Source organism: Streptomyces sp. NPDC088554 (genome assembly GCF_044752945.1).
In the GTDB taxonomy this organism is placed as follows: domain Bacteria; phylum Actinomycetota; class Actinomycetes; order Streptomycetales; family Streptomycetaceae; genus Streptomyces.
The window spans coordinates 20,568-46,822 of the sequence record NZ_JBIVMF010000028.1; the positions used below are offsets into that span (position 1 = coordinate 20,568).

23 protein-coding genes and 1 pseudogene are annotated in these 26,255 nt (G+C 68.2%); 13 read left to right on the forward strand and 11 right to left on the reverse strand.

Annotated elements, in window-relative coordinates; translation table 11 throughout:
* Positions 1-590 precede the first annotated feature (590 nt).
* From ACIP8W_RS26950 to ACIP8W_RS26960, 3 genes are read left to right on the forward strand one after another with little or no spacing between them, the layout of a single operon-like run.
* Positions 591-1,742, forward strand: coding sequence for a polyprenyl synthetase family protein (locus ACIP8W_RS26950; RefSeq protein ID WP_401957202.1), 1,152 nt, complete (start codon positions 591-593; stop codon positions 1,740-1,742).
* The gene (locus ACIP8W_RS26955) at positions 1,739-3,139 is read left to right on the forward strand and encodes a cytochrome P450 (RefSeq protein ID WP_401957205.1); all 1,401 of its coding nucleotides are present in this window, start codon (positions 1,739-1,741) and stop codon (positions 3,137-3,139) included. The genes ACIP8W_RS26950 and ACIP8W_RS26955 overlap by 4 nt, the downstream gene beginning before the upstream one ends.
* Before the next feature lie 3 nt (positions 3,140-3,142).
* On the forward strand, positions 3,143-4,996 hold the full coding sequence (locus ACIP8W_RS26960; protein ID WP_402148074.1) for a hypothetical protein: 1,854 nt from the start codon (positions 3,143-3,145) through the stop codon (positions 4,994-4,996).
* 34 nt (positions 4,997-5,030) lie between these two features.
* On the opposite strand, the gene ACIP8W_RS26965 is transcribed toward ACIP8W_RS26960, so the two are convergent.
* Together ACIP8W_RS26965 and ACIP8W_RS26970 are read right to left on the reverse strand one after the other, a co-directional pair.
* Positions 5,031-5,336, reverse strand: coding sequence for a hypothetical protein (locus ACIP8W_RS26965; RefSeq protein WP_402204958.1), 306 nt, complete (start codon positions 5,334-5,336; stop codon positions 5,031-5,033).
* An 80-nt stretch (positions 5,337-5,416) separates the two neighbouring features.
* Complete coding sequence (locus tag ACIP8W_RS26970; protein ID WP_401957210.1) at positions 5,417-5,926, reverse strand: nucleoside-diphosphate kinase; 510 nt, start codon at positions 5,924-5,926, stop codon at positions 5,417-5,419.
* Between the two features lie 584 nt (positions 5,927-6,510).
* Here ACIP8W_RS26970 and ACIP8W_RS26975 point away from each other — a divergent pair.
* The 4 genes from ACIP8W_RS26975 (at position 6,511) to ACIP8W_RS26990 (ending at position 8,131) form a co-directional block, all read left to right on the forward strand.
* A complete protein-coding gene (locus ACIP8W_RS26975; RefSeq protein ID WP_401957212.1) occupies positions 6,511-6,654 on the forward strand; it encodes a hypothetical protein in 144 nt (47 codons plus the stop codon).
* Positions 6,651-7,064, forward strand: coding sequence for an NUDIX hydrolase (locus ACIP8W_RS26980; protein WP_401957213.1), 414 nt, complete (start codon positions 6,651-6,653; stop codon positions 7,062-7,064). Before ACIP8W_RS26975 ends, ACIP8W_RS26980 begins: the two co-directional genes overlap by 4 nt.
* Positions 7,065-7,425: 361 nt before the next feature.
* Positions 7,426-7,620, forward strand: a complete 195-nt coding sequence (locus tag ACIP8W_RS26985) for a hypothetical protein (protein WP_402204961.1) — start codon at positions 7,426-7,428, stop codon at positions 7,618-7,620.
* 28 nt (positions 7,621-7,648) lie between these two features.
* Entirely contained in the window at positions 7,649-8,131 is a 483-nt protein-coding gene (locus ACIP8W_RS26990) for an NUDIX domain-containing protein (protein ID WP_401957216.1), read from the forward strand.
* On the opposite strand, the gene ACIP8W_RS26995 is transcribed toward ACIP8W_RS26990, so the two are convergent.
* Positions 8,092-8,583 carry a DEAD/DEAH box helicase family protein gene (locus ACIP8W_RS26995; protein ID WP_401957218.1) on the reverse strand — a complete coding sequence of 164 codons (492 nt, stop codon included), beginning with the start codon at positions 8,581-8,583 and terminating at the stop codon, positions 8,092-8,094. The two genes, ACIP8W_RS26990 and ACIP8W_RS26995, sit on opposite strands and share 40 nt — an antisense overlap.
* Before the next feature lie 457 nt (positions 8,584-9,040).
* Between ACIP8W_RS26995 and ACIP8W_RS27000 the strand changes: the two genes are divergently transcribed.
* Positions 9,041-9,580, forward strand: a complete 540-nt coding sequence (locus ACIP8W_RS27000; RefSeq protein ID WP_401957221.1) for an HD domain-containing protein — start codon at positions 9,041-9,043, stop codon at positions 9,578-9,580.
* Here ACIP8W_RS27000 and ACIP8W_RS27005 read toward each other — a convergent pair.
* Positions 9,568-10,035: an NUDIX hydrolase gene (locus ACIP8W_RS27005; protein ID WP_401957223.1), complete on the reverse strand. Its 468-nt coding sequence runs from the start codon at positions 10,033-10,035 to the stop codon at positions 9,568-9,570. The genes ACIP8W_RS27000 and ACIP8W_RS27005 overlap by 13 nt on opposite strands.
* A complete protein-coding gene (locus tag ACIP8W_RS27010; RefSeq protein WP_401957225.1) occupies positions 10,028-10,822 on the reverse strand; it encodes an XRE family transcriptional regulator in 795 nt (264 codons plus the stop codon). Before ACIP8W_RS27010 ends, ACIP8W_RS27005 begins: the two co-directional genes overlap by 8 nt.
* A 98-nt stretch (positions 10,823-10,920) precedes the next feature.
* On the opposite strand from ACIP8W_RS27010, the gene ACIP8W_RS27015 reads away from it, so the two are divergent.
* The 4 genes from ACIP8W_RS27015 to ACIP8W_RS27030 all read left to right on the forward strand — a co-directional run bounded on the left by ACIP8W_RS27015 (position 10,921) and on the right by ACIP8W_RS27030 (position 14,438).
* The gene (locus ACIP8W_RS27015; protein WP_401957228.1) at positions 10,921-11,613 is read left to right on the forward strand and encodes an HAD family hydrolase; all 693 of its coding nucleotides are present in this window, start codon (positions 10,921-10,923) and stop codon (positions 11,611-11,613) included.
* Between the two features lie 121 nt (positions 11,614-11,734).
* A complete protein-coding gene (locus ACIP8W_RS27020; RefSeq protein WP_402204964.1) occupies positions 11,735-13,360 on the forward strand; it encodes a radical SAM protein in 1,626 nt (541 codons plus the stop codon).
* A 110-nt stretch (positions 13,361-13,470) separates the two neighbouring features.
* Positions 13,471-13,869, forward strand: a complete 399-nt coding sequence (locus ACIP8W_RS27025; protein WP_402204966.1) for a hypothetical protein — start codon at positions 13,471-13,473, stop codon at positions 13,867-13,869.
* The gene (locus tag ACIP8W_RS27030) at positions 13,866-14,438 is read left to right on the forward strand and encodes a class IV adenylate cyclase (RefSeq protein ID WP_401957234.1); all 573 of its coding nucleotides are present in this window, start codon (positions 13,866-13,868) and stop codon (positions 14,436-14,438) included. The genes ACIP8W_RS27025 and ACIP8W_RS27030 overlap by 4 nt, the downstream gene beginning before the upstream one ends.
* 498 nt (positions 14,439-14,936) lie before the next feature.
* Here ACIP8W_RS27030 and ACIP8W_RS27035 read toward each other — a convergent pair whose 3' ends face one another.
* The 4 genes and pseudogenes from ACIP8W_RS27035 to ACIP8W_RS27050 form a co-directional block, all read right to left on the reverse strand.
* Complete coding sequence (locus ACIP8W_RS27035; RefSeq protein ID WP_401957236.1) at positions 14,937-15,299, reverse strand: hypothetical protein; 363 nt, start codon at positions 15,297-15,299, stop codon at positions 14,937-14,939.
* Entirely contained in the window at positions 15,284-21,397 is a 6,114-nt protein-coding gene (locus tag ACIP8W_RS27040) for a DNRLRE domain-containing protein (RefSeq protein WP_402204968.1), read from the reverse strand. The genes ACIP8W_RS27035 and ACIP8W_RS27040 overlap by 16 nt, the downstream gene beginning before the upstream one ends.
* A 425-nt stretch (positions 21,398-21,822) precedes the next feature.
* The gene (locus ACIP8W_RS27045) at positions 21,823-22,077 is read right to left on the reverse strand and encodes a hypothetical protein (RefSeq protein ID WP_401957240.1); all 255 of its coding nucleotides are present in this window, start codon (positions 22,075-22,077) and stop codon (positions 21,823-21,825) included.
* 399 nt (positions 22,078-22,476) lie between these two features.
* Positions 22,477-23,108 (reverse strand): annotated as a pseudogene (locus ACIP8W_RS27050) (serine hydrolase); the annotation flags it as partial.
* Positions 23,109-23,240: 132 nt separating this feature from the next.
* Here ACIP8W_RS27050 and ACIP8W_RS27055 point away from each other — a divergent pair.
* Positions 23,241-24,062, forward strand: a complete 822-nt coding sequence (locus tag ACIP8W_RS27055; RefSeq protein WP_401957241.1) for a hypothetical protein — start codon at positions 23,241-23,243, stop codon at positions 24,060-24,062.
* A gap of 107 nt (positions 24,063-24,169) precedes the next feature.
* Here ACIP8W_RS27055 and ACIP8W_RS27060 read toward each other — a convergent pair whose 3' ends face one another.
* Positions 24,170-25,168 (reverse strand): thiopeptide-type bacteriocin biosynthesis protein, encoded by a 999-nt coding sequence (locus ACIP8W_RS27060; protein WP_402204971.1) that lies wholly within the window; start codon positions 25,166-25,168, stop codon positions 24,170-24,172.
* A complete protein-coding gene (locus ACIP8W_RS27065) occupies positions 25,150-26,190 on the reverse strand; it encodes a lanthionine synthetase C family protein (RefSeq protein WP_402204989.1) in 1,041 nt (346 codons plus the stop codon). Before ACIP8W_RS27065 ends, ACIP8W_RS27060 begins: the two co-directional genes overlap by 19 nt.
* Positions 26,191-26,255 lie beyond the last annotated feature (65 nt).

The following is a 26,255-nucleotide window of genomic DNA, read 5'->3' on the forward strand; positions in this document are numbered from 1 at the left end:
TGCCGGGCCGCCCTCACGGATACGTGGATTTGACGGAGAAAGAGAAAAGCAATGTGCGCGACTGTGGATCAAGAGGCGGGAAAGCGTGTGTGAGGTGTGTGCTCCTGCCCTTTTCGTCACTGTGAGCAACTGACGAATCGTTACATCTAGCAAAATTTTGGTCTAATAATTTTGCGGCACTGGAAAATCGAAGACTTCTTGCCGTGTGGATCAAGCCACAGTTATGGTCCTATCCGGCCATAAGAGCACTTCGATCGGCCACCGAAGAGCACGATCCGGCCACCCGATATCTCCGGCAACCCCGCCGGACCGGACCCCCGGTCTGAGTTCCACCCCCCACCTCTCCCCCCCCGCATATCCCCCCACCCCCCACCCCCCACCCCGCAGGCCCGCGCCTGCGGCCCCCTCGGCCTGGCCGCACGTCTTCCCCCTGCCTTCCCCTGCCTTCCCCCCTGTCTTCCCGCATCCCCGGCGCCTGCCCGCGGCGCCGTCCCCCGGTGCGGAGCGGCACCGCACGGGCCGCGCCGTGCCGCCCACCCGCGCCCCAGCACCACCGCCTCCGCCCTCACGTACGCCATTTGGAGGAGCCGATGAGAACCGACTCCCGCATGCTCGCCGTCCCGCCCGTGCCGCCGTCGCGGACACCGGCGGCACCCGAGTCGGCGGCGCTCGACGCGTCCCCGCCGCAAGGCATCGACCTCACCGCCCTACGCCATGACGTGGACCGGGCCCTCACCGTCTTCCTGGACACCAAGGCCCGCGCCGCCGCCGACCGTGAACTCCCCGCCGAAGTCACCGGCATCCTGCGTGAGTTCGTACTCCGGGGCGGTAAACGACTGCGCCCCCTGCTGTGCGTGGTCGGCTGGTACGCGGCCGGTGGCCGGGGCACGCCCCCGGCGGGCGTGGTGCAGGTCGCCGCGTCGCTGGAGATGTTCCACGCGTTCGCGCTGATCCACGACGACGTGATGGACGGCGCCCTCCTGCGCCGCGGTGCCCCGACCGTGCACCGGGCGCTGGCCGCACACCACGCCGGACGTCGCGACGCCGACCGGCTCGGCGAACACGCCGCCATCCTGCTCGGCGACCTGGCGCACGCCTGGTCGGAGGAGCTGCTCCACAGCGCGGAGTTCCCGCCCTCCCGGCTCGCCGCCGTGCGCGAGGTCGCGGACGCCATGCGGTGGGAGGTGATGTTCGGGCAGTACCTGGACCTCGTCGCCACCGGCGATCCCGACAACGACGAGGCGCAGGCGCTGCGTACCGCCCGCTACAAGACCGCGATGTACACCTTCGAACGTCCGCTACACCTCGGGGCCGCCCTCGCCGGGGCCGACCCCGAACTCCGAGCGGCGCTCTCCGCGTACGCGTTGCCGCTCGGCGAGGCATTCCAGCTCCGCGACGACCTGCTGAGCACCTTCGGCGACCCGCGGACCACCGGCAAACCGTGCCTGGACGATCTGCGCGACGGCAAGGGCACCCTGCTGGTCTCCCTCGCGATGCGGCGTGCCGACCCGGCCCAACGGCACACGCTGAACACCTACTTCGGCAGCCCCGGACTCGACGAGCGGCAGGCCGGCCAGGTGCGCGCGGTACTTGAGGACACCGGCGCCCGCGCCGCGATCGAGCACCTCATCAGCACCCGTCACGAGCAGGCCCGACACGCCCTCGACCGGGCCGCACTGCCCCCCGCCGCGACCGACGCCCTGCGCGAGATCTCCTTCGCCAGCACCGAGAGGACATCATGACCATCGAGGCCATTCGCCCGCCCGCCCCACTGCCCGCGACGGTTCCGGACGCCCCCGGCGCCCTGCCTCTGGTCGGCCACATCCCCCAGATGGCCCGCTCCCCGCTGGAGTTCTTCAAGAAGCTGGCCGCACTCGGTCCCGTGGTCCGGATCCGGATCGGTGCCAAGCCGGCGTACGTCGTGTCCAGTCCGGAGCTGGTGCACCGGCTGCACGTCTCCGAGCTGGACTCCTTCGACAAGGGCGGCCCGCTCTTCGAGAAGGTCCGCCACTACGTCGGCAACGGCCTCGCCAGCTGCCCGGCCCACGACCACGCCCGCCAGCGCCCGGCGCTCCAGCCGGCCTTCCAGCGCAGCCGGATCGAGCGCTACGCCGAGGTGATGACGCAGGCCGCGGCGGAGGTCACCGACTCGTGGAAGGCGGGCGAGGAGGTCGACCTCTACCAGCAGATGCACCGGCTCACCACGCTCGTCATCAGCCGCACACTGATCTCGGCGGAGGTGGCGGGCCCCGCCGCCGCGAGCATCGCGGAGTCGGTGCCCGACATCATGAGCGGCGTGTACTGGCGGATGGTCATCCCCGGCCGCTTCTTCCCCAAGCTGCCGATCCCGGTCAACCGCCGTTACGAGGAGGTCGACGCACGGGTCCGCAAGGTCGTGAACGACGTCGTCGACACCTACCGCGCCGACGGCATCGACCACGGCGACCTCATGTCGATGGTGGTCGCGGCCTGCGAGAACGAGCCCGACCCGCACAAGGCGGTCTACGACCAGGTCGTCACCTTCCTCACGGCGGGCCTGGAGTCGGTGGCCTCCTCCCTCGTCTACACACTGCGGCTGCTGGACCAGCACCCGGAGATCACCGCCCGGGTCCTCGCCGAGATCGAGGAGGCGCTGGGCGACGGCGCGGACGGTACGGACGGCGAACTGCGGCTGCCCGGCTACCAGGACATGAACAAGCTGCGCTTCACCCAGAACGTCCTCACCGAAGGGCTGCGGCTGTTCCCGCCGGCCTGGATCGTCAGCCGGGTCGCGACCACCGACGTCACCTGGGAGGAGGGGCACATACCCGAGGGCGCGGGCGTGTTCTTCAGCCCGTACATCGCCCACCGGGACCCCGAGATCTTCCCGGACCCCGAGGCATTCGACCCCGACCGGTGGGGCCCCGACCGGGTCACCACCGCACAGCGGCAGGCCTACTTCAGCCTGGGCGCGGGCCGCCGCAAGTGCATCGGCGACGTCTACGGCACGGTCGAGTCGACCATCGCCCTCGCCACCGTGCTCAGCCGCTGGAAGCTGCACCACCGCCCCGGCTCGGAGAACGACAAGCCGTCCGTGACCGCGCTGCTCATCCCGCCGCGCACCCTGGTACGGGTCGAGAAGGCCGAGCGGAGCAGCTGACCCATGGCAACGGATCAGCTGACCGAGCCGGTTGACATCACAGCCTTCACACGCGCGGTCGAGCCCGCTATAGCGGTCAAGCCCCATATAGCGGGCAAGCCCGATATATGGGACGCCGAGCGCTGCGGGCTGCTCAGCGGCGCCGCGCTCGGCCTGGCCGCCGCCGTCGGCACGGTCACCGACGGCCCCGCCGCCCCCGACGGCGCGACGACGTACCTGGTCGGCACGCCGTCGTACGTCCCCTACGGGACCCTCACGATGCCCTGCCCCGGCGACGGTTACCGGATGGCCGAGCGGGTCATGCGGACGGTGTACGACCCCGAGGTGATCCGCAGCGTCGAGGCGAGCCCGCTCGCCGGGACAGCCCGCCGGATCACCGCCGTACAGGCGGACCGGCTGTGGCGCACGGACGCCACGCCCGCCTCGGCCGGGCTCGCCCGGCTGGCCGGGGTGGCGCCCCGGAAGGGCGGCGAGACACGGGAGTTGTGGGCCGAGTACCAGCGCCGGGTACCGGGCGCGAACGACCCCATCGTGGCCATGCGCGACCTGTGGGGCAGCGTCTACACCTGGCAGTTCATCCGGGGCGACGACGCCCGCCTGCACGACCTGTGCGCGTCGATGCTCTCGCTGACGTCCGCCGTGGACTTCTGCGGCGCCTTCGACGACTCGGGCGCGGGCGGCCACGTCCTCTACATGACCGCCGCCAGCGAGGGGCTGGAGCACCTGTCGGGCGAGGCGGCGGCGCTCGCGGTCCGGGAGATGGTGGCGGTCGGCGGCCTGATGGTGGTGAAGGACGCCATGGCAGCCGAACCGGCCGCCGTCGAAGGCGACCTGGGCCCGGTCAGCCCCGACGAGTACATGGGCGCCCGCTCGTGGGACGGCGCCATCGCCCCGTACTACCGGGTGATGCTCGCCTCCGCGCACTACCGTCATGTGGCCGATGAGCGGGGCGAGTTGACGTCGGCGGCGAAGTGCGACGCGATCCAGCGCGCGATCGACAACATCATGCGGTACAACGATGTCACCGACGCGGTGGCGGACTACTCGGCCCACGAGTGCTTCAACCAGCTCCTGTTGGCGCTGTCCGTACGCGGCGCGGAGACCGCCACCGGGTACGGCGCCGCGCTCGCGGAGGTCACCGACGCCGTACTGGAGTGCGACTGCGGCGAGGCCGGCCACGACGAGGCGGCGGAGCTGTCGATGGGCGCCTGCCTGTGGTACCTGCTGACCCCGCGCTACCAGGTCCGCCGGCAGCTGGCCGCGTTCACCCGTTCCGAGCGTGACGATGTCATGCGGTCGGCGTATGCCCCCGGCGCGACCGGCACGACGTGCAGGCTGCTGCCGGGCGCGGACCTGTACGCCCCGGACTGGACCCCGCTCTGGCACCCGGCGCCCCCGCGCGAGGCGGCGGACCGGGCGGCCCGCATCGCCCGCCGGGCGCTCGCCGCCCCGACCGACCCGCAGCCGTGCGCGACGGCGGCCCTGGCGGTCCTGACCGCGTACGACACGGCGGCCGACCACGACACACTGCTGTCCCTGGCGGCCGGCTGGCAGGCGGTGTTCGACGCGGCACTCGACGGCGGCCCGGCACGGGACACCCCGTACACAGCCCGACTGCGCGAGCTGGTCGGCGACTTCTGGCGCCAGGCGGTCCTGGGCGACGGCGACACCATCGGCATGGACGCCCGGCTGGTCATGGACGTCGACGAAGCCGTCCGCGCCAGCTTCGCCCTCCCCGCCGAAACCGGACTCCGCGTACGCCGGGCCTTCTTCGGCGTGACGAGCGGCTCGGCGGAACTGACGACCGCGAACCCGTTCGGCCGCTTGACGGACGGACTGGGGATCGTCTGCCGCTGACGCGACAGCCCGCCCCCCCCGGACGCGCTCCTGCTCACGGCCTTCCCGCGCCGCCCGTGCTGCTCGTGTCTCCCGTGCTGCCTGTCTCCGGGCAGCACGGGCGGCGGATTCGAGAGGCCTTCGACGTATTGCCCGGTGGGAGCAATGGCAGAGGAATACGAGATTCGAGACACAGGCACTGCTGGGCCCACTCACGCGACGCGGGCCAGTCGCCCAGGTCGCGGTGGCGCACGGCCAGGGCGTACGCGGTCTCGGTGGCGGCCCACCGGTCGGTCGCCAGCTCACGCTGGAAGATCGACTCCAGCTCGTCGGTGGAGGCCAGGCGGGTCTGGTTGGTCATGGTGCCCTCTCGGTTCAAACGGTCGTGCCCCAGTAGTGATCAACGCCCCGGCGTCCCCGCGGTGACGCCGTGACCCGCTGCTAGTACGTGTAGATCTCGGCCAGCGCCTTGTAGTCCTGCAGCTCGTCCTTGTCGAACCACAGCTCCACCTCCTGCTTGGCCTCCTCCGCGTTGCCAGAGGCGTGCACGAGGTTCGCGACCGCCTTGCCCGAGGCGATGCTGGCCGCCGCGCTGTAGTGCGAGAAGTCGCCCCGCACCGTGCCGGCCGGAGCCTGGTTCGGGTACGTGCTGCCGACGATCTTGCGGACGGTGGCGATGGCGTCGAAGCCCTCCAGCACCAGGGCGATGACGGGCCCCTGCTGCATGAACGTCGCCGTGACGTTGTAGACCTCCGACCCCAGTCGCTCTTCCAGGTCGAAGTAGTGCTTGCGGGTGAACTCCTCGTCCATCCAATTCATCTTGGTGCCGACGATCTTCAGCGCGGCGTCTTCGAATCGCGTGATGATCCTTCCTGCCAGGCCACGCGCCAGCGCATCGGGCTTGAGCAGGACGAGCGTGCGCTCGACAGTGTGTGCCTGAACCTCGGCCATTGACTCCCTTTAGCCTTGCTAGCAACCGAACATGACGGACGATCAGCCGTCATCTGCTGAGGTTACCGGCGCTGGCAGGGCGGTTCGGGCGTGCGGGCAATGCCCCGGACGGGCGAATGCCGGCCAAGGTGCGGCCGATCAGCCCATCGAGAGTCCCGATTCGGCCAACTTCTCTGTCTCCTCTATCCGCTGGGGGTACGCACCTAGAATCTCCCTGTGGTCGTCTGGCGCTCTCGCGCCTCTCATACGCCTCCCAGGGACTGAGCCTTTGGCGGGTGATTCCTTGGCCCCTGGTGACTCCGATTCTTCCGGGGCTCTTCCCGCGTGACCATGAAGTGCCAGTGCAGTGGGAGTGCACTTTCGGCGCGCGGATTCCTGCACCGGGGCGGCGACGAGGGGCAGTCTTGTGGACGTGATCGAGCGCTGGAGCGGCCGGTACGCCTGTCTGCTGCAGTCCGCCCTACGGCTCGGCAACGAACAGTTCGCCGCTCAGCTGGGCATCGCAGTGAGGACGGTGGCTGCCTGGCACTCCGACGCATCCGTCGTGCCTCGCAGGGAGATGCAGCAGCTCCTCGACACGGCCTATGAGCGGGCTCCTGAGGCTGCGCGACAGCGACGCGGCCGAGAACATCGACGTCATGTGGGTCCCCAGAAACTCGGTGCCCCGCTTCATCTCCGTCGATACGATCTTCCCACCCATCCTGGCCGTCCTGGAGGAGCAGACGTGACGAACCAGAACACGGACGAGCGCCCCGGCATCGCCGCCGCCATCGTCGTGAACGAGGGGCACGTGCTGATGGTGCGCCGCCGGGTCAGCGAGGGGCAGCTCTCCTGGCAGTTCCCGGCCGGCGAGGTCGAGCCCGGCGAGTCCCGCGAGGACGCTGCCGTGCGGGAGACCCAGGAGGAGACCGGACTGACCGTGGCCGCCGTGAAGCTGCTCGGCGAGCGGGTCCACCCGAAGACGGGCCGACTGGTGTCGTATACCGCGTGCGAGGTACTGGGCGGAACGGCCCACGTCGCGGACACCGAGGAGCTGGCTGAGCTGGCCTGGGTCGCCCATGGCGAGATCCCGGAGTACGTGCCGTACGGGCTCTTCGAGCCGGTGCAGGACTACCTCGACGCGATCCTGCCTTCATGAGTGGCGTTGGCGTCTGCGTCGGCGGCATCGCGGGCGACAGCGGTCACGCCCTGAATGGCCTTGTCGCCGTCGGGTACAGGCTGGTCACATAGGCCGCAAGCCCGGCCGTAGTTTCCGGTCGGGCCTGCGGCCTATGTGGTGGCCCCAGGGGCAACGCTGACGGCGCGGTGTCTGTAGCAAGGTTCGTTGGTACCAGCGCACCAGGTTCATTCGGCTCCGACAGCCGTTCGACCACCGGGCCGGTGGCGAGCTGATGCACAGGCGCAGCCAGCGAGAAGAGGCCGTCAGGGGCGCTGGTGAGCCGTCGACCACCGGTTCGAGCTTGGTACCAAAAGACCTTGGAACCGTGGTGCCCACGGAAGTGCTTACAGACAGTGCTCAGAACCGCACGGACGAAGCTCTCGCCCTTGTCCTGGACGCGGAGGAGCTCGCGCCCGAGCAGGTCCGCCACCACTTCATCTCCCGGCACCTGGTGACCGTTTGGGTCCGGCAAAAGCGCGGCAAGCCGAGCCATCCGCTGGCCGGCGTTGCTCAGCGGCTACGCGTCATCGGGTGATTCGTGCGTGACGACTACAGTCGTTGTCATGAGCGACTCGGGAGACTACGAAACGGTAGCCCAGCCCCGCACCGCCGCCGGGGTGCTGTTCTTCGACGAGGCCGGGGGCGTGCTCCTGGTCAAGCCCACGTACAAGCCCGGCTGGGAGATCCCCGGCGGTTATCTCCACCCGGGTGAGACCCCGAGCGAAGGCGCGGCCCGGGAGGTCAAGGAGGAGATCGGCATCACCCTGCCCATCGGCCGCCTCCTCGTCGCGGACTGGGCACCCCACCCGACCGAGGGCGACAAGTTGCTGTTCGTCTTTGACGGAGGCATTCTCGCGGCTGACCAGCGAGCCCAGATCGTCCTGGACGGGGTGGAAGTCGACCAGTTCGCGTTTCACCAGGGCGACCAGATCGACGGGCTGCTCATCCCCCGGCTGGCCCGCCGTGTCCACGCGGCGATCGGTGCCCGTGCGCGATCAGCGACCACCTACCTTGAGAACGGGGCGGGCCGCGGTGCCGAGGGCTGAGCCCATTCCCGCAGCGTCTGCGAGAGCAGAGCGATCGAGGGCACCAGAAACAGCACTGTGGTGTGTTCGCCCTGGCCGGCCTGGGCGCGCTCGTTCTGCGGCCGTTCGGCGATCTTCAGGCTGGTGAAGGTCTTGCCAGTGCCGCAGGCCATGACCTCGGTTCGGTGCCGTTCGGTATCCTTACGCGCTCGCTCGGTCTCCTGTGCCATCCGGCGGGACTCGGCCTTGATGTCCTTGACGACATCGCGAGCGTCCCGAAGGATCGCGTCTGCCTCTTCGGACGCCTGGGCGCGTATCCCTTCCGCCTCGTCACGCGTTCGCTGTATCAGCCGCGCCACTTCCAGGGCGTCGGCTCCCTGCGTGGCGGAGATCCACTCGCGCAGCTGCTCGACCTCGGACGGCCCGTCCCGCCGAAGCCGTCCCAGCAGCCCACCCCGCCGAGCAGCCGGCACGGGCCCGTTGCCGCCGGTTCCGGAGGATTGCTGCGGTATGCCGCTCGCCGCCGTACCGCTCGAAGCGCCTGCGCCTGCGGGCGCGGAAACAGCTGCGGGGACAGGTACGGAGTCGACCGGTAGCCACAACTGCCAACCCACAGGCGGCGCCGACCAAGACGGCTCGGGCTCCCAACCCGGCGGCGGCACCCACCCCTCCGGTGGCGTCGGCCAGCTAGGCGGCGGATTGAATCGGTAGTGGTTCATTGCCTACCCCCAAGAGGCCCGCGCCCAGACGCCCCCCAATGTGCAGTAACCCTCCCGGCCGTCACCGTCGAGGAAGCGTTGACGTTACATGGTGTAGGGCTGCGAGCACACCCCGAAGTCGAAGCTCCTGGGTATCCCTCCGTGGAGCTACCGGTGTCTCAACTATTGAGGGAGAGTTGTTTCGGGAAAGGGAGAGCCCATGGAGAGGCCGATGATCGACTGGGCTCTGAGGACGAGCGAGGCTGAGCTCGCCGTTGTGCTTCCTCGCCGGTGGGTGCATTCTCAGGAGGTCGCGCGCCGAGCAGTTGATCTTCGATGGGTCCTGGGAGATGACGCTGATCTGCTGGTCGCCGCCGCAGCGCTTCATGACGTGGGCTATGCGCCTCGGCTGGCGGTGACCGGCTTCCACCCGCTGGACGGTGCTCGATTCCTCCGGGACAGCCATGGCGCCGACGCGCGGCTGGTACGGCTCGTCGCGAACCACACGTTCGCGTTGCTGGAGGCCGAGGAGCGCGGATTGAGGCTAGCCCTGGAGGCCGAGTTCCCTTTGCTGGAAGAGCAGTTGCTGGTCTACTGCGACATGACGACCACGCCCGACGGACATCGGACGACTGCCGAGGCGCGGGTGACCGAGATCGTCGGCCGTTACGGGGCCGACAGCGTCGTCGGGCGGTTCATTCGCCGTGCGGCGCCGGAGATCTTCGCCGCCGCGGAACGGGTGGAGGCGGCGCTGGCGGCTCAGCCCAGGTAGGGGTAGGTGCCGGCGAGGTAGTCGCCGATCTGCTGGCGCATGCTGGGGTGGATGTCGTAGCCGTCGAGGTCCGTGGGCTGGATGAAGCGGACGCCGTCGGCCTCGTCGTTGATGGTGGGCTCGCCTCCGACCGGGCGGCCGATGTACGTGTTCTCGTACTGCTGGCGGATCTCACCGTCGGTGTAGGCGACGATGTGGTTGGGGTTCGTGTAGACCCCCAGCAAGCCGGTGACCTCGGCGATGATGCCGGTCTCTTCCAGGCATTCGCGCACCGCGCACTGCGCCGCCGTCTCGCCGATGTCCTGGGCTCCGCCCGGCAGCGCCCACTGGCCTGTGTCGCGGCGGCGCTGGAGGAGGATGGCTCCGCTGTCGTCGACGACAAGCAGGTTGTTGGCGGGGATGAGGGTGTTCGCCTTGGGGGCGTTGGGGTCGTTGTAGTACTCGGTCCTACCCATGTGTGGTGGTGCCCTCCTGGCTTGGCGTCCAGGGCCGCGCGCCGGCCCAGACCGCTTCGAAGCTCTGAGCGTAGTTGTCGAACCAGTCGGTGGCTTCAGGCCGTTTGAGGTGAAGCACGGGATTCGCGCTGGCAGGTTGCCCCCAGATGTGGGGGTTGGCGAGCAGGACGTCGTCGTAGCGGAACATGGAGGTGTAAAGGGTGGTGTCGTGCAGGCGGACTTCGCAGCCCGCCTCGGACAGCAGAGGGCGGTAGTAGGTCAGGGAGGCACGGATCTTGGCGGCGAGGGTGTCGCCACCGATGCCTTCCTCGCGGCCCCGGGTGGCGACGGCCTGGCCGGTCGAGTCGCCGAAGCACAGGCGGACCCGTACGCCGGCGGATGCCCGCTCGGCGAGCATCTTGGCCACGCTCGGATTGGACTGGGCGAAGAAGGTGCCGGAGAAGACGAGCACGCCGATCTGGTCCCGCGCCCCTTGGAGGAGCGAGAGCCAGGTGTCGCGGGGGACGCTGGCGCGGTTCGGGTAGGTGGAGACGAGTTCGGTGTCCAGCCCGGAGCCCGTTCCGGAGCCCGTTCCGGAGCCCGTCCTGTCCGGGCTTGGCTGTGGGGCGGGCCAGAGGAAGGTCTCTTCCACCCGCAGATGCTGTGCGACACGGAAGCGGTGTCGCGGATGGGGTACACGTCCGCCGAGCCAGCGCCCGACGGTCTTGGGGTCCACCTCGCAGACCTCTGCGAGCGACTCGGGCGGGACGCCGCGCTGGGCGAGTACGGAGTGGAGTCGCTCGTTCACGGAAGCCATACAACCCCCGCCGGGGGTCAAGGAGCAAGGACGTTATGGGACGTTCCCCTTCGGAGCTGATGCTGCGGCGGTGTATCTACGCTGGTGTTATGCAGCTCATCGTCCTGTGGGACATCGACCACACGCTCATCGAGAACTCAGGGGTGAGCAAGGAGATATACGCCGCCGCGTTCTCGGCGTTGACGGGGGCCGCTCCAGCCGGACCGGCACGGACCGAGGGCCGTACGGATCGACTGATCATGCGGGACATGTTCGCCTCGGACGGTCATCCCGAGCCGGAGTGGGCAGCTGTTGAGGCCGCTCTTGCCCGTGCCGGGGAGGAACGTATCGAAGATCTCCGCAGGCGCGGGACGGCGCTGCCGGGAGTACGGGAGATCCTCAAGGCGGTCGCCGCCGAGGACGGCTGGGTTTCGTCGGTCCTGACCGGCAATATCGCGGCCAACGCCCATGTGAAGGTGTCCGCCTTCGGCCTCGATCCCCTGCTGGATCTGTCTGTCGGCGCCTTTGGCGCTGATGCCCTCCAGCGGCCGGACCTGGTGGCTGTCGCCCGCGAACGAGCCCACCGCCTGCGCGGCGTTCACCATGACGTCCCTGTCGTACTCGTCGGGGATACGCCGCGTGATGTCGAGGCGGCCCTGGCCACGGGCTCCGGGATCGTCGCGGTCGCTTCGGGCCTCCACAGCCCGGAAGAGCTGGCCGCCGCCGGCGCATCCGAAGTGCTGACGGATCTGACGGACACCACGAGTCTCCTCCGGATCCTGGAGTCCTTCGCAGCAGGCTGAGAACGGCCCAGGTAAAACGTCCCAGGACGTCCTGGACGCGTCCGCATACGCGGTGACGCGGTCCCCGTGCGCTCCGCCACCATCGGGTCTCCCACCAGGCAACTGGCCGAAGGAGGACCACGTGATCGGGGAAATCACCGGGATCCGCAGGATCCGGATGCTGTACCTGCAACTGCTCTACCGCTGCAACTTCGAGTGCCTGCACTGCTTCCACGGCAAGCGACTTCAGCACGCGGACGCGTTCACCGCCGATGAGGCGATCAACCTCATCACCCTCATGCGCGACCAGTACGGTGCTCAAGCCGTCACCCTGCTCGGCGGCGAACCCTTCGTGTACAGGGACCTCGCCCAGGTCGTTCGGCACGCCAAGCAGGAGCTGGGCCTGGGGGTCGAGATCTGCACCAACGGCTACCGGATCGAGCGCCGGCTGACGGAGATCGCTCCGTACCTCGATCTGCTACGGGTCTCGCTGGAGGGCATTGGCTCGACCAACGACCACATCCGCAAAGCGGGCAGCTACCGGAGCGCGCTGAGCGCGCTCGACCTCGCCAGACGGCTCGGGGTCCGTACGGGCGCGACCATGACAGTCACATGCCGCAACATCGACGAGGTGCTTCCGCTGGCCCGCACCCTGGAGCACTTCGACGTAAGGCAGCTGAAGCTCCACTGCCTCCGGCCCGTCGGCAACGCCGCCGCCCATCCGGACCTCCTGGTCACCGACACCGTCGCCTACGCTCGCCTCCGCGAAGAGCTCCAGGCGGCCGAGCTGGCCGTCGAGGTGATCGTGGACGAGGATCTGTCCGAGCACGGTGCCCCCGAGATCTGCGCCCCCGCCGGCGGACCGGTCGAGATCGAGCGGATCGAGGCCGACCCGCGCGGCGCGCTCACCATGTCCTGCAAGGCCGTCGCAAGGATTCGCACGCCTTCTGGTACGACAAGGCCGCCGGCCACATCGTCCACCGGCCGTCGGCCACCGACGAACTCACCCTCGCGGTGCCGGACGTGGTCCACGGCCGTGCCTGACGCTCCGCTGTTCGAGAGCCTCGAAGGTCTCCGCGGCACGGGAAAGTCGACCGTCGCACCGCTGCTGGCGGCATCCCGCAGGGCTCGCCTGGTCCCGACCATGCAGCCCTTCTACGAACCCCTGCGGCGCGAGATGGACGTACGGGCGAACGCGGAAGCCCGCATGTGCTTCTACCTCTCCGCGCTACTGACGGCGGTCGATGAGATACGAAGCAATCTCATCGCGGGCAATCCGGTCGTCGTGGAAAGCTACTTCGCCCGCTGTCTCGCCAACCACCGAGCCTTCGGCGTCGACCTCGACGTCACGCTGCCCTCCGACCTGCCGCAGCCCGTCACGTACCTCTTGGTCTGTACGGAGGACGAGCGCCGGCGCCGCCTCGCTCACCGGGACAAGCCGGTCTCCCGCTGGGACGTCCTCGCGGAGAACGCCGCAGACAGGATCACCCACGCCTACGCCCGGTTCCCGACGCACCACGTCGACACCACAGGGCTCGGGCCCGACGAAGTCTGTCGCGCGATCCTCGCCACCGACACGCAAGGAGCTCACCACCGTGCAGACGCAGACGCAGAGCCTCTGGGAGCACACCCTCACGTTCTTCCCCCAGGTTCCTGGCGGCCGTTGAGGAACGAGCCGCTCCCGGAGCCACCATCGCGATCATCGGCGCGAGCGACGGCAGATTCGTCCTGCCGCTCGCAGCCGCCGGCTACCGCGTCATCGCCGTAGAACGCGACCCGCTCGCCCTGCACGGTGGCAGCGTCCACCTTCCGGGTGACGAGAACGCCCGCACGACGGGACTCATCGACCGCCTCAAGCTCCAAGCGCTCCACGACCGTGTGCAGGTCGTGGAGGAGGACTTCCTCCAGGCCGAGCCCCTGGGCGTGCTCTGCGACGCCGTCTGGACAAGCTGCTCCTGGCATTACAGTGCCAACCACCACAGCCCGCTCGCGGAGTTCGTCACCCGCATGCAGGAGATGGTGCGGCCGGGCGGCCTGTTCGGCGCGGAGTTCATGATGCCCGTCACGCAGCGCCACTACCTGATCGAGCACTACACGTCGCCGGAGAAGCTGAGACGCCACTTCATTGGCGACTGGGATGTTCTGCTGACCCTGCGGAGCAACGAATTCACCGAGCGGGCCCACGTCGGCCGACTCCACGATCACACCCACCGTATGGGCCTGTTCCTCGCGGCTCACACACCCAACTCCGCCCATCAACAGGAGAAGGACTCATGAAGCACGAGTACGAGGCCAAGTTCCTTGCAGTCGACGTAGCCGACCTTCAGGCCCGGCTGGCCACGCTCGGTGCCGTCCAGGCATTCCCTCGCACCCTCCTCACCCGCAAGATCTTCGAGAACGACGCTCTCGACGGCGGTGCCTGGGTACGCCTGCGCGACGAGGGCACGCGCGCGACGCTCACGCTCAAGAAGGTCACTGACGCCACCACGATCGACGGCACCACAGAGATCGAGACCGAGGTCACGGACCCGCACGCCATGGCCGAGATTCTCCGGAACGTCGGCATGCGCGAGGTCCGCTACCAGGAGAACTATCGCGAGGAGTGGCGCCTGGGCGAGGTCGCCTTCGACTTCGACACCTGGCCGGACCTCCCGACGTTCGTCGAGATCGAGGGCCCCGACGAGGCGTCCGTACGGCAGGCCGCCGAGCTGGTCGGACTCGACTACTCCGGGGCGCGGTTCGGCAGCGTCGACGAGATCTACAAGAGCGAGGCCGGCCGCGACATCCTGGCCGAACCCACCCTTCTCTTCGCCGACGGCGAAAAGATTCGATTCGCCCCGGTTTGAGTCTGTCCGGAGCGTTCGTGTGAACGTCGGCGCGGTCACCGCGCTGCGCTCGCCCGCCGACGCCGACGGGACGTCGAATTCGCCCGAGCAGCGGGGGCCTTCGACGTATTGCCCGGTGAGAGCAATGGCGGAGGATACGAGATTCGAACTCGTGAGGGGTTGCCCCCAACACGCTTTCCAAATGTTCGTCTGAGGGTTCGGCGTGGGCCGTCAGTGTCCTGACCTGGGCCGAGAGGGCCTGATGGAAGTGTTCCGGACGCCTCTGAACGGAGGTGAATGCAACCCGAACTGCAACCCTCGGACCGGCTTCCCGGCGGGTGTGCTATGCCGCCCCGTCAACATCCTGAGTCCTTCACGGGATGCAGACATGGGGATCTGCCTGGTCAGGAGACAACTGCGGGCCGATGGGTCCTCGCGGCGGTTGTCCGCAACTGAGGCCGCGACTGCGAGTGGGGCCAACGGCCGGAAGCCCGCTCCGGCCGGTGGCCCCCAGGTAGATCAGTCGGACTGTCCCGGACGTCGGAACAGTGACCGGATCACGGAACCCCTACGGCGCCGTTTGTGCCATTCGCTGCGAATGTCGAAGATCTCTTTTTCCAGCGCCTCGTCTTCCGAGTCGGCGGCCCATTCAACCGCCATCTCCTCGACAAGCTGGGGTGTGTCCTCCTCTGTGGCCCAGAAGTCGTCGGCTTCGAGCTCGTCGGCTTTTCCGGTTCTCGGGTCTTCACTGATGTAGAAGGCCCATGAGTCATTGATCTCCGCAGCGAGGAGCAGGTATGACCCCGCGTACTCGCCTGCGGTGATACGACCGATCCTGCCGTCCTGCGGCCAGGACGAGCGGTCTATCAGTACCGACCCCACCGCGAGATCCTTACGTGGTTGATGTGGAAGTTGAAGTAGTTGTGGTGGTTCTTCGCTCCCCAGGTGAGGTTCGAGGACCGGCCGAACTTACCCTTCCGGGCAGCTGACCGGTAGGAGTACTTGCCCCTCGACCACATCCTGGCGCCATTGTTGGCCACCCCTCGGACGGCGCCACGGCCGGTCCACATTCGGCCCGCGAGCCAGGCGGTGGCACGGGTGGCCCGGATGCTGCCGCGAGCGTAATTAATCTTGTGGGCCAGGCGTGCCACCCGCACCACCCGGTAGGCGCGATAGGCCCAGGCCGCCGCACCCAGCCCCGGGACGAAACTGGCTGCCGTCAACGCGATGTCCCACTTGTACTTCTTGACGAATCGTTTGGTGCTCTTCCATGCCTTGCGCCAGCTCCACTTGCCGTCGAGGTCGAAGCGGTTCAGCGGGTCGGCGTGTACGTAGTCGTAGGCGTTGGCATTTCCGCCGTAGACCGGGTCGGTGGACAGGAAGCGTCCGGTGGTCGGGTTGTACAGGCGCACGCCCATCAGCGTGAGTCCGGTGAGGGTTTCAGCGGATCGCTGTTTGCCGCCGAGCCAGCTGTAGCGGGCAGCGGCCTGTCCGCTGCGCGGGTTGCCGTACTCGTCGCTGTCCAGGGCGATGGGCGCCTTGGAGGTGTCCAGCGGCAGTTGGAGAGCGACATCACCGTGGATGTTGGTGAGCTGCAGGACGACGTCGCCGGTCTTGCTGGTGGTCGCCGCGAGGTCGCCGGCGGCGGAGTCGACGTTACGGGTGAGCGTGCCGGTGGCGGTGTCCTCGACGATCCAGCGGGGGTTGTCGCCGTCGCCGTCGTAGTGGTTGAGCTTGGACCCGGTCTGCGTCCAGGCGGTGCCGCTGCCGGTTTCGGTCTTCCAGGAACGGAAGCGGTGGGTGGCGTCGAGCTGCCAGGTCTGTCGCTTGCCGTTCGCTGTCTGCTGGTAGGCGAGGTCGTTGGCGAAGTAGCCGACGGTCCCGTGTGTGGGCAGAGCGGTGGTGCGTCCGAACGCGTCGTAGGTGTTGCCGGTGTCGGTGAGCCGGTCGGCGCTGTCGTAGGTGGAGGTCTTGGTGGTGCCCGCGGCGGTGGGGCAGTCGGTCCCCGGTGCCGCGGTGGCTGTGCCGAGGGATGTCCGGTTGGTCCGCTGGTCGAAGCCGTAGGTACGGCGGGTGCAGACGGTGTCTGAGGTGTCCCGCACCGTGGTGAGCCGTCCGACCGCGTCGTAGCCGTAGCTCTGGTCGGACCAGCCGGCGTGTGTGGTGACCTGGCCGTGCACGGACTCGGTCACGGTGTCGGAGACCAGGACGGTGCCGTCGCTGTCACGGGTGTAGGTGCGGTCGGTCGCCGACCCTGTGGTGTCCTCGGTCTGGGTGAGGGTGTAGCCGCCGGGCAGTTTCTCGGACGCGACGGATCCGTCGGCGTCATAGGCGGCGGTGAAGACCCCGGCGACGGAGTCGGTGGTCTTCGTCACCAGGCCACGCGGTTCGGCGGCGTGGTCGTAGGTGAAGGTGACGGTCGACGGCGCGTTGTCGGTGCTCTTGACCGGACGGTCGAGCAGGTCGTACTCGGTGGTGGTCACACCGCCGTCGGCATCGGTGTAGGAGATCTGTCGGCCGAGCTTGTCGAACGCCTCTGTGATCGTCCCGCCGGTCGGCGAGGTCGTCCTGGTGATCTTGCCGCTCGCCGGGTCGTACTCGGTGGTGCTGTCGGGCACCGCCTGGCCCAGGCCTCCGGCGACGCTCGCCGTGACCGGACGACCGGCGCTGTCATAGCTGGTGGAAGTGGTCCGGGTGACGCCGTTGGCAACGTCGGTCACCTTGACCGCGTTGCCCCACCAGTCGTACTCCGTGGTGGTGGTCGGCAGCTCGGTGGGATTGGCTCCCCCGCCGGTGATCGTGCCAGCTGGGCCGACGGAACAGACCAGGTCGGCCCATTCAGGCCGTCCGGCGCAGGCGCCGGTACCCGTGGCGGACCAGTAGGTGGTCACGCGAGCGGCGGCGTCAGAACCGGTGGAGCCGGGCGGAACTTCTTTGGTGACCCGGCTCTGGGCGTCGTACTCGGTCGAGGTGGTGATCGCCAGACCTGCCGGGTCCTGGACCGTCTTGGTGGCCACGCCCTTGGCCCAGTCGAATTCTGTCTGGTTTACCCGGGTCTCCCCTTGCACGCCCGGGTGCTCGCGTACCTGGGCCCCGGTCGTGACCTTGGTGACCTGGTCCTTGACTGTGGCGCTGCCGTCGGTCGGGCGTCCGGAATCGTATGCGTTGACCGTCCAGCTACGAGCAGTCACGGGGCTTCCGGCGGTCACCAAGGTGGTGGCGCCGGACTTGAGATCCGCGGTCAGGTCGGTCCGGCGCAACGGGCCGAACTCCTCCAGTTCCCGTGTGCCGTCCTCGTTGTAGACCGAGCGGGTGGACAGCAGCTCGGCTCGTTCGGCCGAGGTCAGCTGCCCGATGCCGAGTTCGGCTTGTGTCGCCTTGTCGGCGGGAGTGGTGCCCAGTGCGATGGAGCGGTTGGCTGCCGACAGTTCACGGACGGTGTTGCCATGGCGGTCGGATTCGCTGGTGGTGACGTGTCCGCCGGGGGTGACGCTGTTGACCTCGCGGCCGGATATGCCCAGGTAGGTGACGCCTGCCCGGGTGTAGGAGCCAGCGCCGAGGCTGTCGCCGGAGTTGCCAGCTGGTGTCGCGTCGGCGGGGAAGACCGCAGTGGCGTCGGTGGGGACGTCTGCCTGCCCCCAGACGGCGACATTCGCGGCGGCCATCTGGTACGGGGCGTTGGCCCCGCTGAGTGGAACGTCGTAGACGACGGTGGTGGCGGCCTCGCCCTCGATGGTGTCGGCGGTGCCCTGCTTCAAGCCGGGGCGGGAGGCCCTGAGCAGCATGCCGTCACCGGCTGAACTGCTGGATCCGGCCTTGCCGTAGACGAAGTTCCACGGCAGTTCGCCGGGAGCCGTGACCTGGGTGACGCGGCCCGCGCTGTCGTAGGCGTACTCCGTCTTGAGTGAGGGAGAGATCTGCGGATGCCACGACTGACGGAGACGTCCCGACTCGTCGTAGAGGTACATCCTGACCGACTTGCTGGTCGCCGCGGCCGCGCCGGGAGCGGTGGACCACAGCCGGATCTCCTTCACCTGTCCGGTGATGTCACCGAAGGCGCTGCTGGTGGAGGTGGTCGAGGTGGCGTAGACGAACTCCAGGGCGCGGCAGCCCTTGGTCGCCGGATCCGCGGTACAGGCGGCGGCAGTAGCGCCGGAACTCGGGGCGATGACCCGCTTGGGGCGGGCCAGCTTCTTGCCCTCGACGGTCACCGTTTCGGAGACGACGGTGGTGGTGGAGTTCGCCAAGCCGTCCAGCAGCGTGGAGGAGACCTGCCAGGTGGAGGCGGCGGCGTCGGGCTTGGTGAAGGCGGTGACCGCCCCGTCAGTATCGGAGAGCGTGAAACTCCCGCTCACACTGCCCTTGAGGCTGAGGTCTTCGGCGCCGGGTTCGGGGATCCACCCGGTCTTGGCAGCGTTGGCAGTGAAGTGCAGCTCACTGTCGTCGGCGGTGATGACTGCGACGGCGGTCGCGGACGTCTGACGCAGGTGGCTGTAGTCCGAGTCGGTCAGCTCCGCCGCTGTGCCGGTCGTCCACTCCTTGCCGAAGATGGAGACCTGTCCCTCCTGCTTCGCCCCGGCGTCGGGGGTCCGGGAGGACGCCGTACGGTTCACGGACAGACCGAGGTAGGAGGCATCGCTCTCGGAGAGGGTGAAGTCACCGGTGAGCAGGTTCAGCGAGCCAGGGCCGATCTCGTCGGACGCCGCGCCGTCCGCGTTGCGGTCGACGACGATCGTCAGCGGCTGGGTGCTGCCTGCGGCGCTGTTGGGACCGGTGAAGTCGGCCTTGATCTGTACGGTGCCGTCGGGGTCGACCGTGTTGGTGGCATTCCAGGCCAGCGCGGCGTTCTTGCCGCCGCTGAGAGCCACCGGCCACGCGGTCAACGCGGTGCCGCTGGAGGTGACATCACCGGCGGGGATCTTCACCCATGGGTCGGCTTCCGAGCGTCGCCAGGAGAAGGAGACGCTGTCGTACTTGGCTGCGTCGGCCTCGGCGACCAGCGGCAGACGGCGGGCAGTTCGCTCGCCCTCGCTCGGCTGGATGAACCCGCCGGGGCCCGCGTGGAAGGTGTACTCGATCGCCTCGGACTTGTTGTCCGCCTTGTCGACGGACCGCACCTGCACGGTGTGGGTGCCGTCACGCGCGGGTGCGATCGAGATCGGCTTGTCCCCGGTGGCACCACTGGTGGCGGTCTTGGTCCAGGTCACGCCGTCGAGGGACCATTCGAGCCAGTTGTGGTCCGACGCCGGCGGGGTGACGGTGAAGGTACCGGCCTGGCCCGCGCCCTTGACCCACGCGCTGCTCGGGTAGTCCGTCGAGACGACCTTTGTCGGGGCGGAGGGGGCAGTGGTGTCGACGGTGAAGGTCTTCCACGCCGACCAGCCGGTGTTGTAGTGCACTCCGTCGTACGGCGAGGTGCGGAACTTGTACGTCTTGCCGTTGGCCAGCACCCCGGCGGGGACCGTCACTGAGGCGGCCTGCCCGGACGGCACGAATGGGGAGACGATGACGTCGCCGACCTGTGTGTCCGTGGCACTGTTGAAGATCTGGAAGGTGCCGTTGACCTTGTCACCGTTGGGGTCGACGAAGGTGTCGCGCAGGGTCGGCGTCACCGTGTTGACGGTGTAGGCACCGCTGTAGGAGAAGTACGGCGGGCCGGCTTCCTGCTTCGTGCCGGTGCGCGGCCGGTAGTTGTAGGTGACGACCAGCTTGGGCGGGTTGGCCGCGTTGTTGGCGGAGTTGACCCGCTTCCACTGGGCGGTCACCGTCTCGCTGGTGGCGCGCAGGCCCATGCCGGAGGTGGCGTTCTTCGCCGAGGCCCACTCCTGTACCAGGGTGGTCACATCGGCGTTGATCCAGCCGTCCGGGGCCGAGGTGCAGGACGGATTGCCCTTGGTCTCGGTGGACGTGGCCTTCTTCGCCGTCCAGGCCGGCTGCGCGGTCCAGCGCGACGCGGTGGACGCCTTGCCGGCGTCCCATACCTCCCAGGGCTGGGCGGCGCAGGTCGTGTCGCCGGAGTGGAAGTTGAACAGACTCAGCTTCGCGCTGGAGACCAGCGCGTCGGAGATCGGCGCGGTGTTCCAGGTGATGAACGACCTGGCGGTGCGCGGGGTGCCGTCACTGTTCGTCGTGCCGGGGTTGCCGAGGTCCAGTTCGGTGTCGGTGGACCAGTCGACGGTCTCGCCCTGCTGGACGTAGGTGTCGAAGACATTGCCCAGCGACGAGGTGGACGGGTCCACGGTCACCGGGAACTCGGTCTCCGGGTCGGCCAGGAACTTCGCGTCCGGTGTGATGACGAGGTCGACCGCGCCCTTGCGCTGGACGACCTTCATACCGACCTTGGCCCGGTTGGTGTGCTCGCCGGAGACCTTGTCGACCTTGGCGTCCCACATCACCGGGGCGGGCATGACGGCCCGCTTCTTGTTCTTCCTGTCGGTGAACGACAGGCTTCCGTCGGCCTGCTGCTTGACCTTCAGGCCCTTGGCCTTCAACGGCAGCGTGTACGTGTAGCCATCCGCTGCCGGGCGCTGCTGAATATCGACGTACTGCTCGTAGCCGGTACGCGTGGCCTCGACCACCACGTTCGCTCCGGGAACCGCATTCACATACGTTGCGCGGGTGCCGTCCAGTTTCGGGGCGGGAAGCCCGCCCTTCCACTGCAGCGTGATCTGCTCATCACCCTCGCCCAGGGTCACCAGGTCACGCGCGGCGGCACTGCCGGTGTCCTTCAGCGAACGGGCCTTGACACCGCCGCCGGGGTTCAGCCGCAGACCGTTGGGGTGCCCCATCGGCTCCACGGTGCCGTCGCTCTGCTCGACCAGGGTCAGGTCGACCGGGCGCCACTGACCGTCTTCATCGAAGCGGATCGGGCCGGCACTGAGCTCTGTGGTGAGTGAGCCGTCCTTGTTCACCCACGTCGTTGACGTCTCTGTGCGCTCGGACAGAGCCTCGACGCGCTTGCCGGAGAGCCTCGCGGCCACCCGGGCTGACAGTAGATCGGCAGCCTGCGTGACTGCGGGCTTCGACTTCTTGCGGGCTTCGACTTCTTGCGGGACTCAGCACTCTCTGCGGCAAACGCCGTACTCGCGCCGTCGATCAGCGAGAACGACAAGGCCAAGGCCATGCCCCCTGCTATGTAGCGGAGACTCCCCTCGGACCATGGCCGTCTGCGCTCCTCTGGCGCGGGCAAATGCACTGTCATGAACCCTCGATCTCTTATGAGTTGCTGTGCCCTACATGTGTGATGTCGACGTCAAGATATCGAGGGAGAAAAGACCATAAATTGGGCAATGATTTACAAAAGTGGCTCGGCTGGTTTCTGAAGGTGACATGATCCCTGTCACTTGTGGGGAGTTTGCGGTGTACTCCACCACCTGCTCTCTCTGGTGCTCAAGCCGACTACGGCTCACCTCGCCCCGTCGGCGTAGCCCAGCCGACGGTGTAGGGCGTGGATGAACCCGCTCCTGAAGGAGACGGCCCACAGTGCGTCCGTGGGGAACTGCCGCAGGTAGGTGTAGGAGTCGTCCAGCACCGCCAGGTACCCGTGATCGCGTGGCCGCCGGGGTGCAGAACCCGCCGCCGCAGCCCGCAGCTCCATACCGATGGCATTCCGTAGCCGTCCCCCGACCTTCTCGTCCTCGATGCCCGGGTCCAGCAGCACCGCACCGGAAGGATCTCGTCCAGCAGAGCCTTGCGGCCTTCCCCAGCTGCGGCCCGCGCAGCCAGCGCGTCGCGCATCTTGGTCCGCGCACTGCTCTCCCGGGCCGAGACGGCCTGGTCGAACAGGCCGATAGCCTCGTCCAGCACGTCGGCTGCCGACTGTGTGAGGACCGTCAAATGGATCGGGAGACGCCGCTGGGGGTTCGCGCCGGTCCAGCGACCGCAGCATCAGCCGGCGCCCTACCGACTCTCCGCCTGAACGAATTGGGCAGCAGAGTCGACTATCCGCTCCTCGTGGCAAATGCCCTCTGAATCCTCGCTCATTTGGTGGTCTCCCAGGACTGCGGCTGTCGTGCAATGACCTGGTGGGTCAAGCCGAGCAAGGGACCAGTGGCGTCAGTCACCACGCCAGCGACCTTCGCACCGCGTCCACCAGCGACGTCGCACGTACATCGTCGGGACCGCCGATGATGTGGTTCATCGCGTAGCCGAAGGCGATGCCGTGCTCCGGGTCGGCGAAGCCGAGGGAGCCGCCGCGGCCGGTGTGGCCGAAGGAGTTCGGGCCGGCCATGGGGTTGGCCTCGGTGGGCTGCATGTATCCGGAGCTGAACCGGCTGGGCACCACCATCACCTGGTCCGCACCGCCGGCCTGTTCCTTGGTCGCCGATGCGAGGGTCCCCGGATCGAGCAGGCGTATGCCGTCCACCTCGCCGATCAGAGCGGCGTACATGCGCGCGAGTCCGCGCGCGGTGCCGATGCCGTTGGAGGCCGAGAGTTCCGCGGCCTGGACCTCGGGTGAGTTGAAGTCGATCTCGGCTGGGTCGGTGACCTGGAACGCCCTGTTGCTGAACGAGTTCGGGTCGCGCCAGGCGGCGACCAGTTCGCGGAGCTCCGGGGGATTTCCTCCGGTGGCACGGCGGTGAGGTCGACCTCGGGCTGCTGGTACACCATCCGGCTGACCCGGTCCTGTTCGCTCGTCGGCAGTCCGATGAAGAAGTCCAGTCCCAGTGGGGCGGCGATCTCGTCGGCGAAGCCCACTCCGTTCCGGTTCAGAGGCACATCTGGCGATTTGGTGGACGGCCGGAGGCCGAACGTACAGAGTCGTAGTTGTGGCTGCTGGGGCGGGCGACGGGCGCAGAGTATCCCGCAAGTCGAAGGTGGGGCATGGACAGCAACGAGTACGACGAGTTCAAGGCCAAGGTCAGGGTTCCGAAGGGTGCCCGTCTTGCGCGGTCGAGGAAGACCGACGGCGCTTACCGCGGCATCACTGACCCCGGCACCGATCAGATGGGTCAAGCCGAGATCTTCCTGATGGAGGAGAACGAGCCGGATCCGGTGGCGACGTACCCACAGGGTTGGCCCGAATCTGACCTCTACGAGTCGGAGGCGCGAGCGCGGGAGCGCCGAGAGAACGCGGAATTTCTCGCCGACGTGCTCGTCCAGGTCGGCCTCAGATTGGCGGAGAAGGCCGCTCCGCATGTCAGGAAGTGGTGGTTTGAACAAGCGCTTCCGGCAGTGAAGTCGAAGTGGAAGGACCAGAAAATCCTGTCCGTCCAGGCGAAATGGAGCAGCGTGGTACGACGTCGCCCGAGTGATTGCCGGTCTGGGGCCGAGGGGGACCCACAGGAAGCCGTCATCGTTCCGGGCGATCAGCGGACGACCATGAGCAGCGCGGAGGCGCGGAAGCGGATCGAGGCGGCTGTGGTGGCCAGGCTGTACAGCGATGGGCAGCTACGGCTGGTACGCGATGCCCGGGTTGTAGAGGAGGGAGAGCACGGTCTGGTGGAGTTGGGGGCGACGAGTGATCTCACGCAGCAGCGCATCGGGGAACAAATTGCGTTGATGCTTGAGGCGAACCCTTCGCTGCTGGGCCAGGACACCCTGGCCGAAATCGGGAAGCTCATCGCGGGAATCCGCGCCAATGGCGATGCTGTTGCTCTTCCTGGAGCAGAAGGCGTGATGTCGCATGACTACGGGAACGACTGACGAGGGCGACCGCGGGTTACCTGAGACTTGCTTGGCGAGTCAGGCTGTCGTAGGTGCCAACGAGCATTGCCACTCATGGTCTCGGGGCTCGTGTGACGTCACGCGTCTCAGCTCTCCTCGTGCTCGTCGCCGTGCAGGATGGCCGCCTTGGCTGCCCAGGCCAGGATGCTCTGCCCGCGCATGGACAGTCCGAGCCGATTCCAGTGGAAGATCACGTGGTAGCTGAGCACTTGCCGCAACCCGCGATCCAGCGACCCGTCCTGGACGCCGTGTGCGAGTGCTTGGCCGGTGCTGCGGAACGCGGTGGCCCACTCGGCTACGGGTTCCAGTGGGCCACCGGAGCACAGCAGGGCGTCGCTGTCGGCGAGAAGCAGGGTGCGGATCTCCTGGGCTCGGGTGTTGAGCCGTTCCCGCGGAACGTCGCTGACAGCCGAACGGTGTTCCGTCGTGATGACGCGGTCCCAGACGTCGCCCTGCTCGTACCACTCCAGCCGGGCGGTGCGCATCATGATCGTGCACAGGAGGACGGACAGTTCCCTAGGCCCGATGGTGAGGCCGCCGCACTGGTGCAACTGCTGGATCTCTCGGCTGTCGGTGATGAACAGGGCGTGCGCGGCCGTCATGCTGGTCGTCCCGCCGAACGCCGGGGTCTCCGGTTCGTAGATGCCGGGCCACCAGCGCTGGAGGTGGCTTTCGGAAACGAGGCGGTTGAAGCCATCTTCGATGGCCAACTTGGCTTCGTGCGCGGGCTGGACCCTTAGGCGCAGGCGCCAGCAGGGGTGCTTTCTGGTGTACCACCAGCCGTCGATGCCGCTGGCTGCCTCCGCCTCGCGCAGGATCGGCAGGACGTGCGTGGTGAAGGTGGCGTCGGCGTTCGACCAGTCGGTGAAGTGGAGGTACGTCTGCCACCAGTCGGTGGTGGCCGCGTGGCGGGACAGGGCTTCGCGGCCAGCTTGGTCGTAGACCGCGACCGCGTCGGAGAGGACCACGGGGTCCATCCGGTACTGCTGCGCCGCGTCGGCGATCGACAAGCCGGTGAGGACGGCGAGGACGGCGTGCTGCGTCGGGCTCGGCTCGGTTGCCTGATTCAGTCGATTAAGAGACATGCGTCCCATCCAGTGCTCGGAGGCTGATGCGAGGCCAGGGTGCTGAGTGCGAGTGCGGTGCCGGCGGCTCCGTTGATCAGGCCGGGAGCGGGCGGGGTGCCAGCTTGATGGGACGCGGTGAGGGCGTCACCAAGACGGTCCGGTAGGGCGTGGAGGCGCGCGTCGAGCGCGTCTGCGGCGGCCCGGTGCGCCGTCTGGTAGATGCCCGCCCATCCGTGGCAGAGGCCGTTGTCGGTGACCTGGGCGAGTTGCGCGGGGTCGGTCAAGGCCCGGTACAGGGCGTCCTCGTAGAACGTCTGGAGTGTCGGTGAGCGCAGGGCGATCCCAGCGAGCTGGCCTGCCCGTGCGATGCCCGTTGTGCCGTAGCACCAGCTTGGACGGGCGGGGGCGTCGTGGTGGGCGCGTCCGTGGTCGAGATCGCGCCGCGAGATGTGCTCGGGCCACCAAGGGCCGGAATCGCCGTGCTGGCACCAGGCGTCGAGGTGGGCGCAGATGGTGAGCATGGCGTCCTGGTGGCCGTCGACGGTGATGCTGCGGCGCAGGGCTTGGGACAGGAGGAGGAGCGGGCCGGTGATGCCGTGCGCGGCGCCGAAGTTGCCGTGCCCGCCGGGGAAGTGGGGAGACTCGCCGCGGGCGGGGTCGTGGCCCACCCACCAGCCGGGCAGCTCGCGGTCGGTAGGGGCGAGCGGCCGGGTCAGGGAAACGAGGTATTGCAAGATCCGTTCCAGGGCTGGGCCCTCGGGCTCGGTGCGCAGGAGGTAAGTGCCGATCCCCGTGAGGCCGTAGAAGAGGTCGTACTCCGCGAACGCTGGCAGGTCGCCCCGGTCGATGCGGACGAGCGCGGCGTCCACGCGGCGGTTGGCGAGGTCGGTGATGTGCTGGTGAAGGGTCGTGCGCGCCGAGGCGTACAAGTGCTGGTAGTCCGGGGGAACGGTGGTGAGGACGAAGCCGACGGCTGGAGCGCCGAGGAACAGGCCCGTCTGGTCGGACGCGCTGATGGGCCCGGAGGCCGCGCTCGTGATCCACCGGTGGGCGGAGCGCCAGGAGCCGCCAGCCCAACGGTGCCTCCTCGATCTTCCTCGGCAAG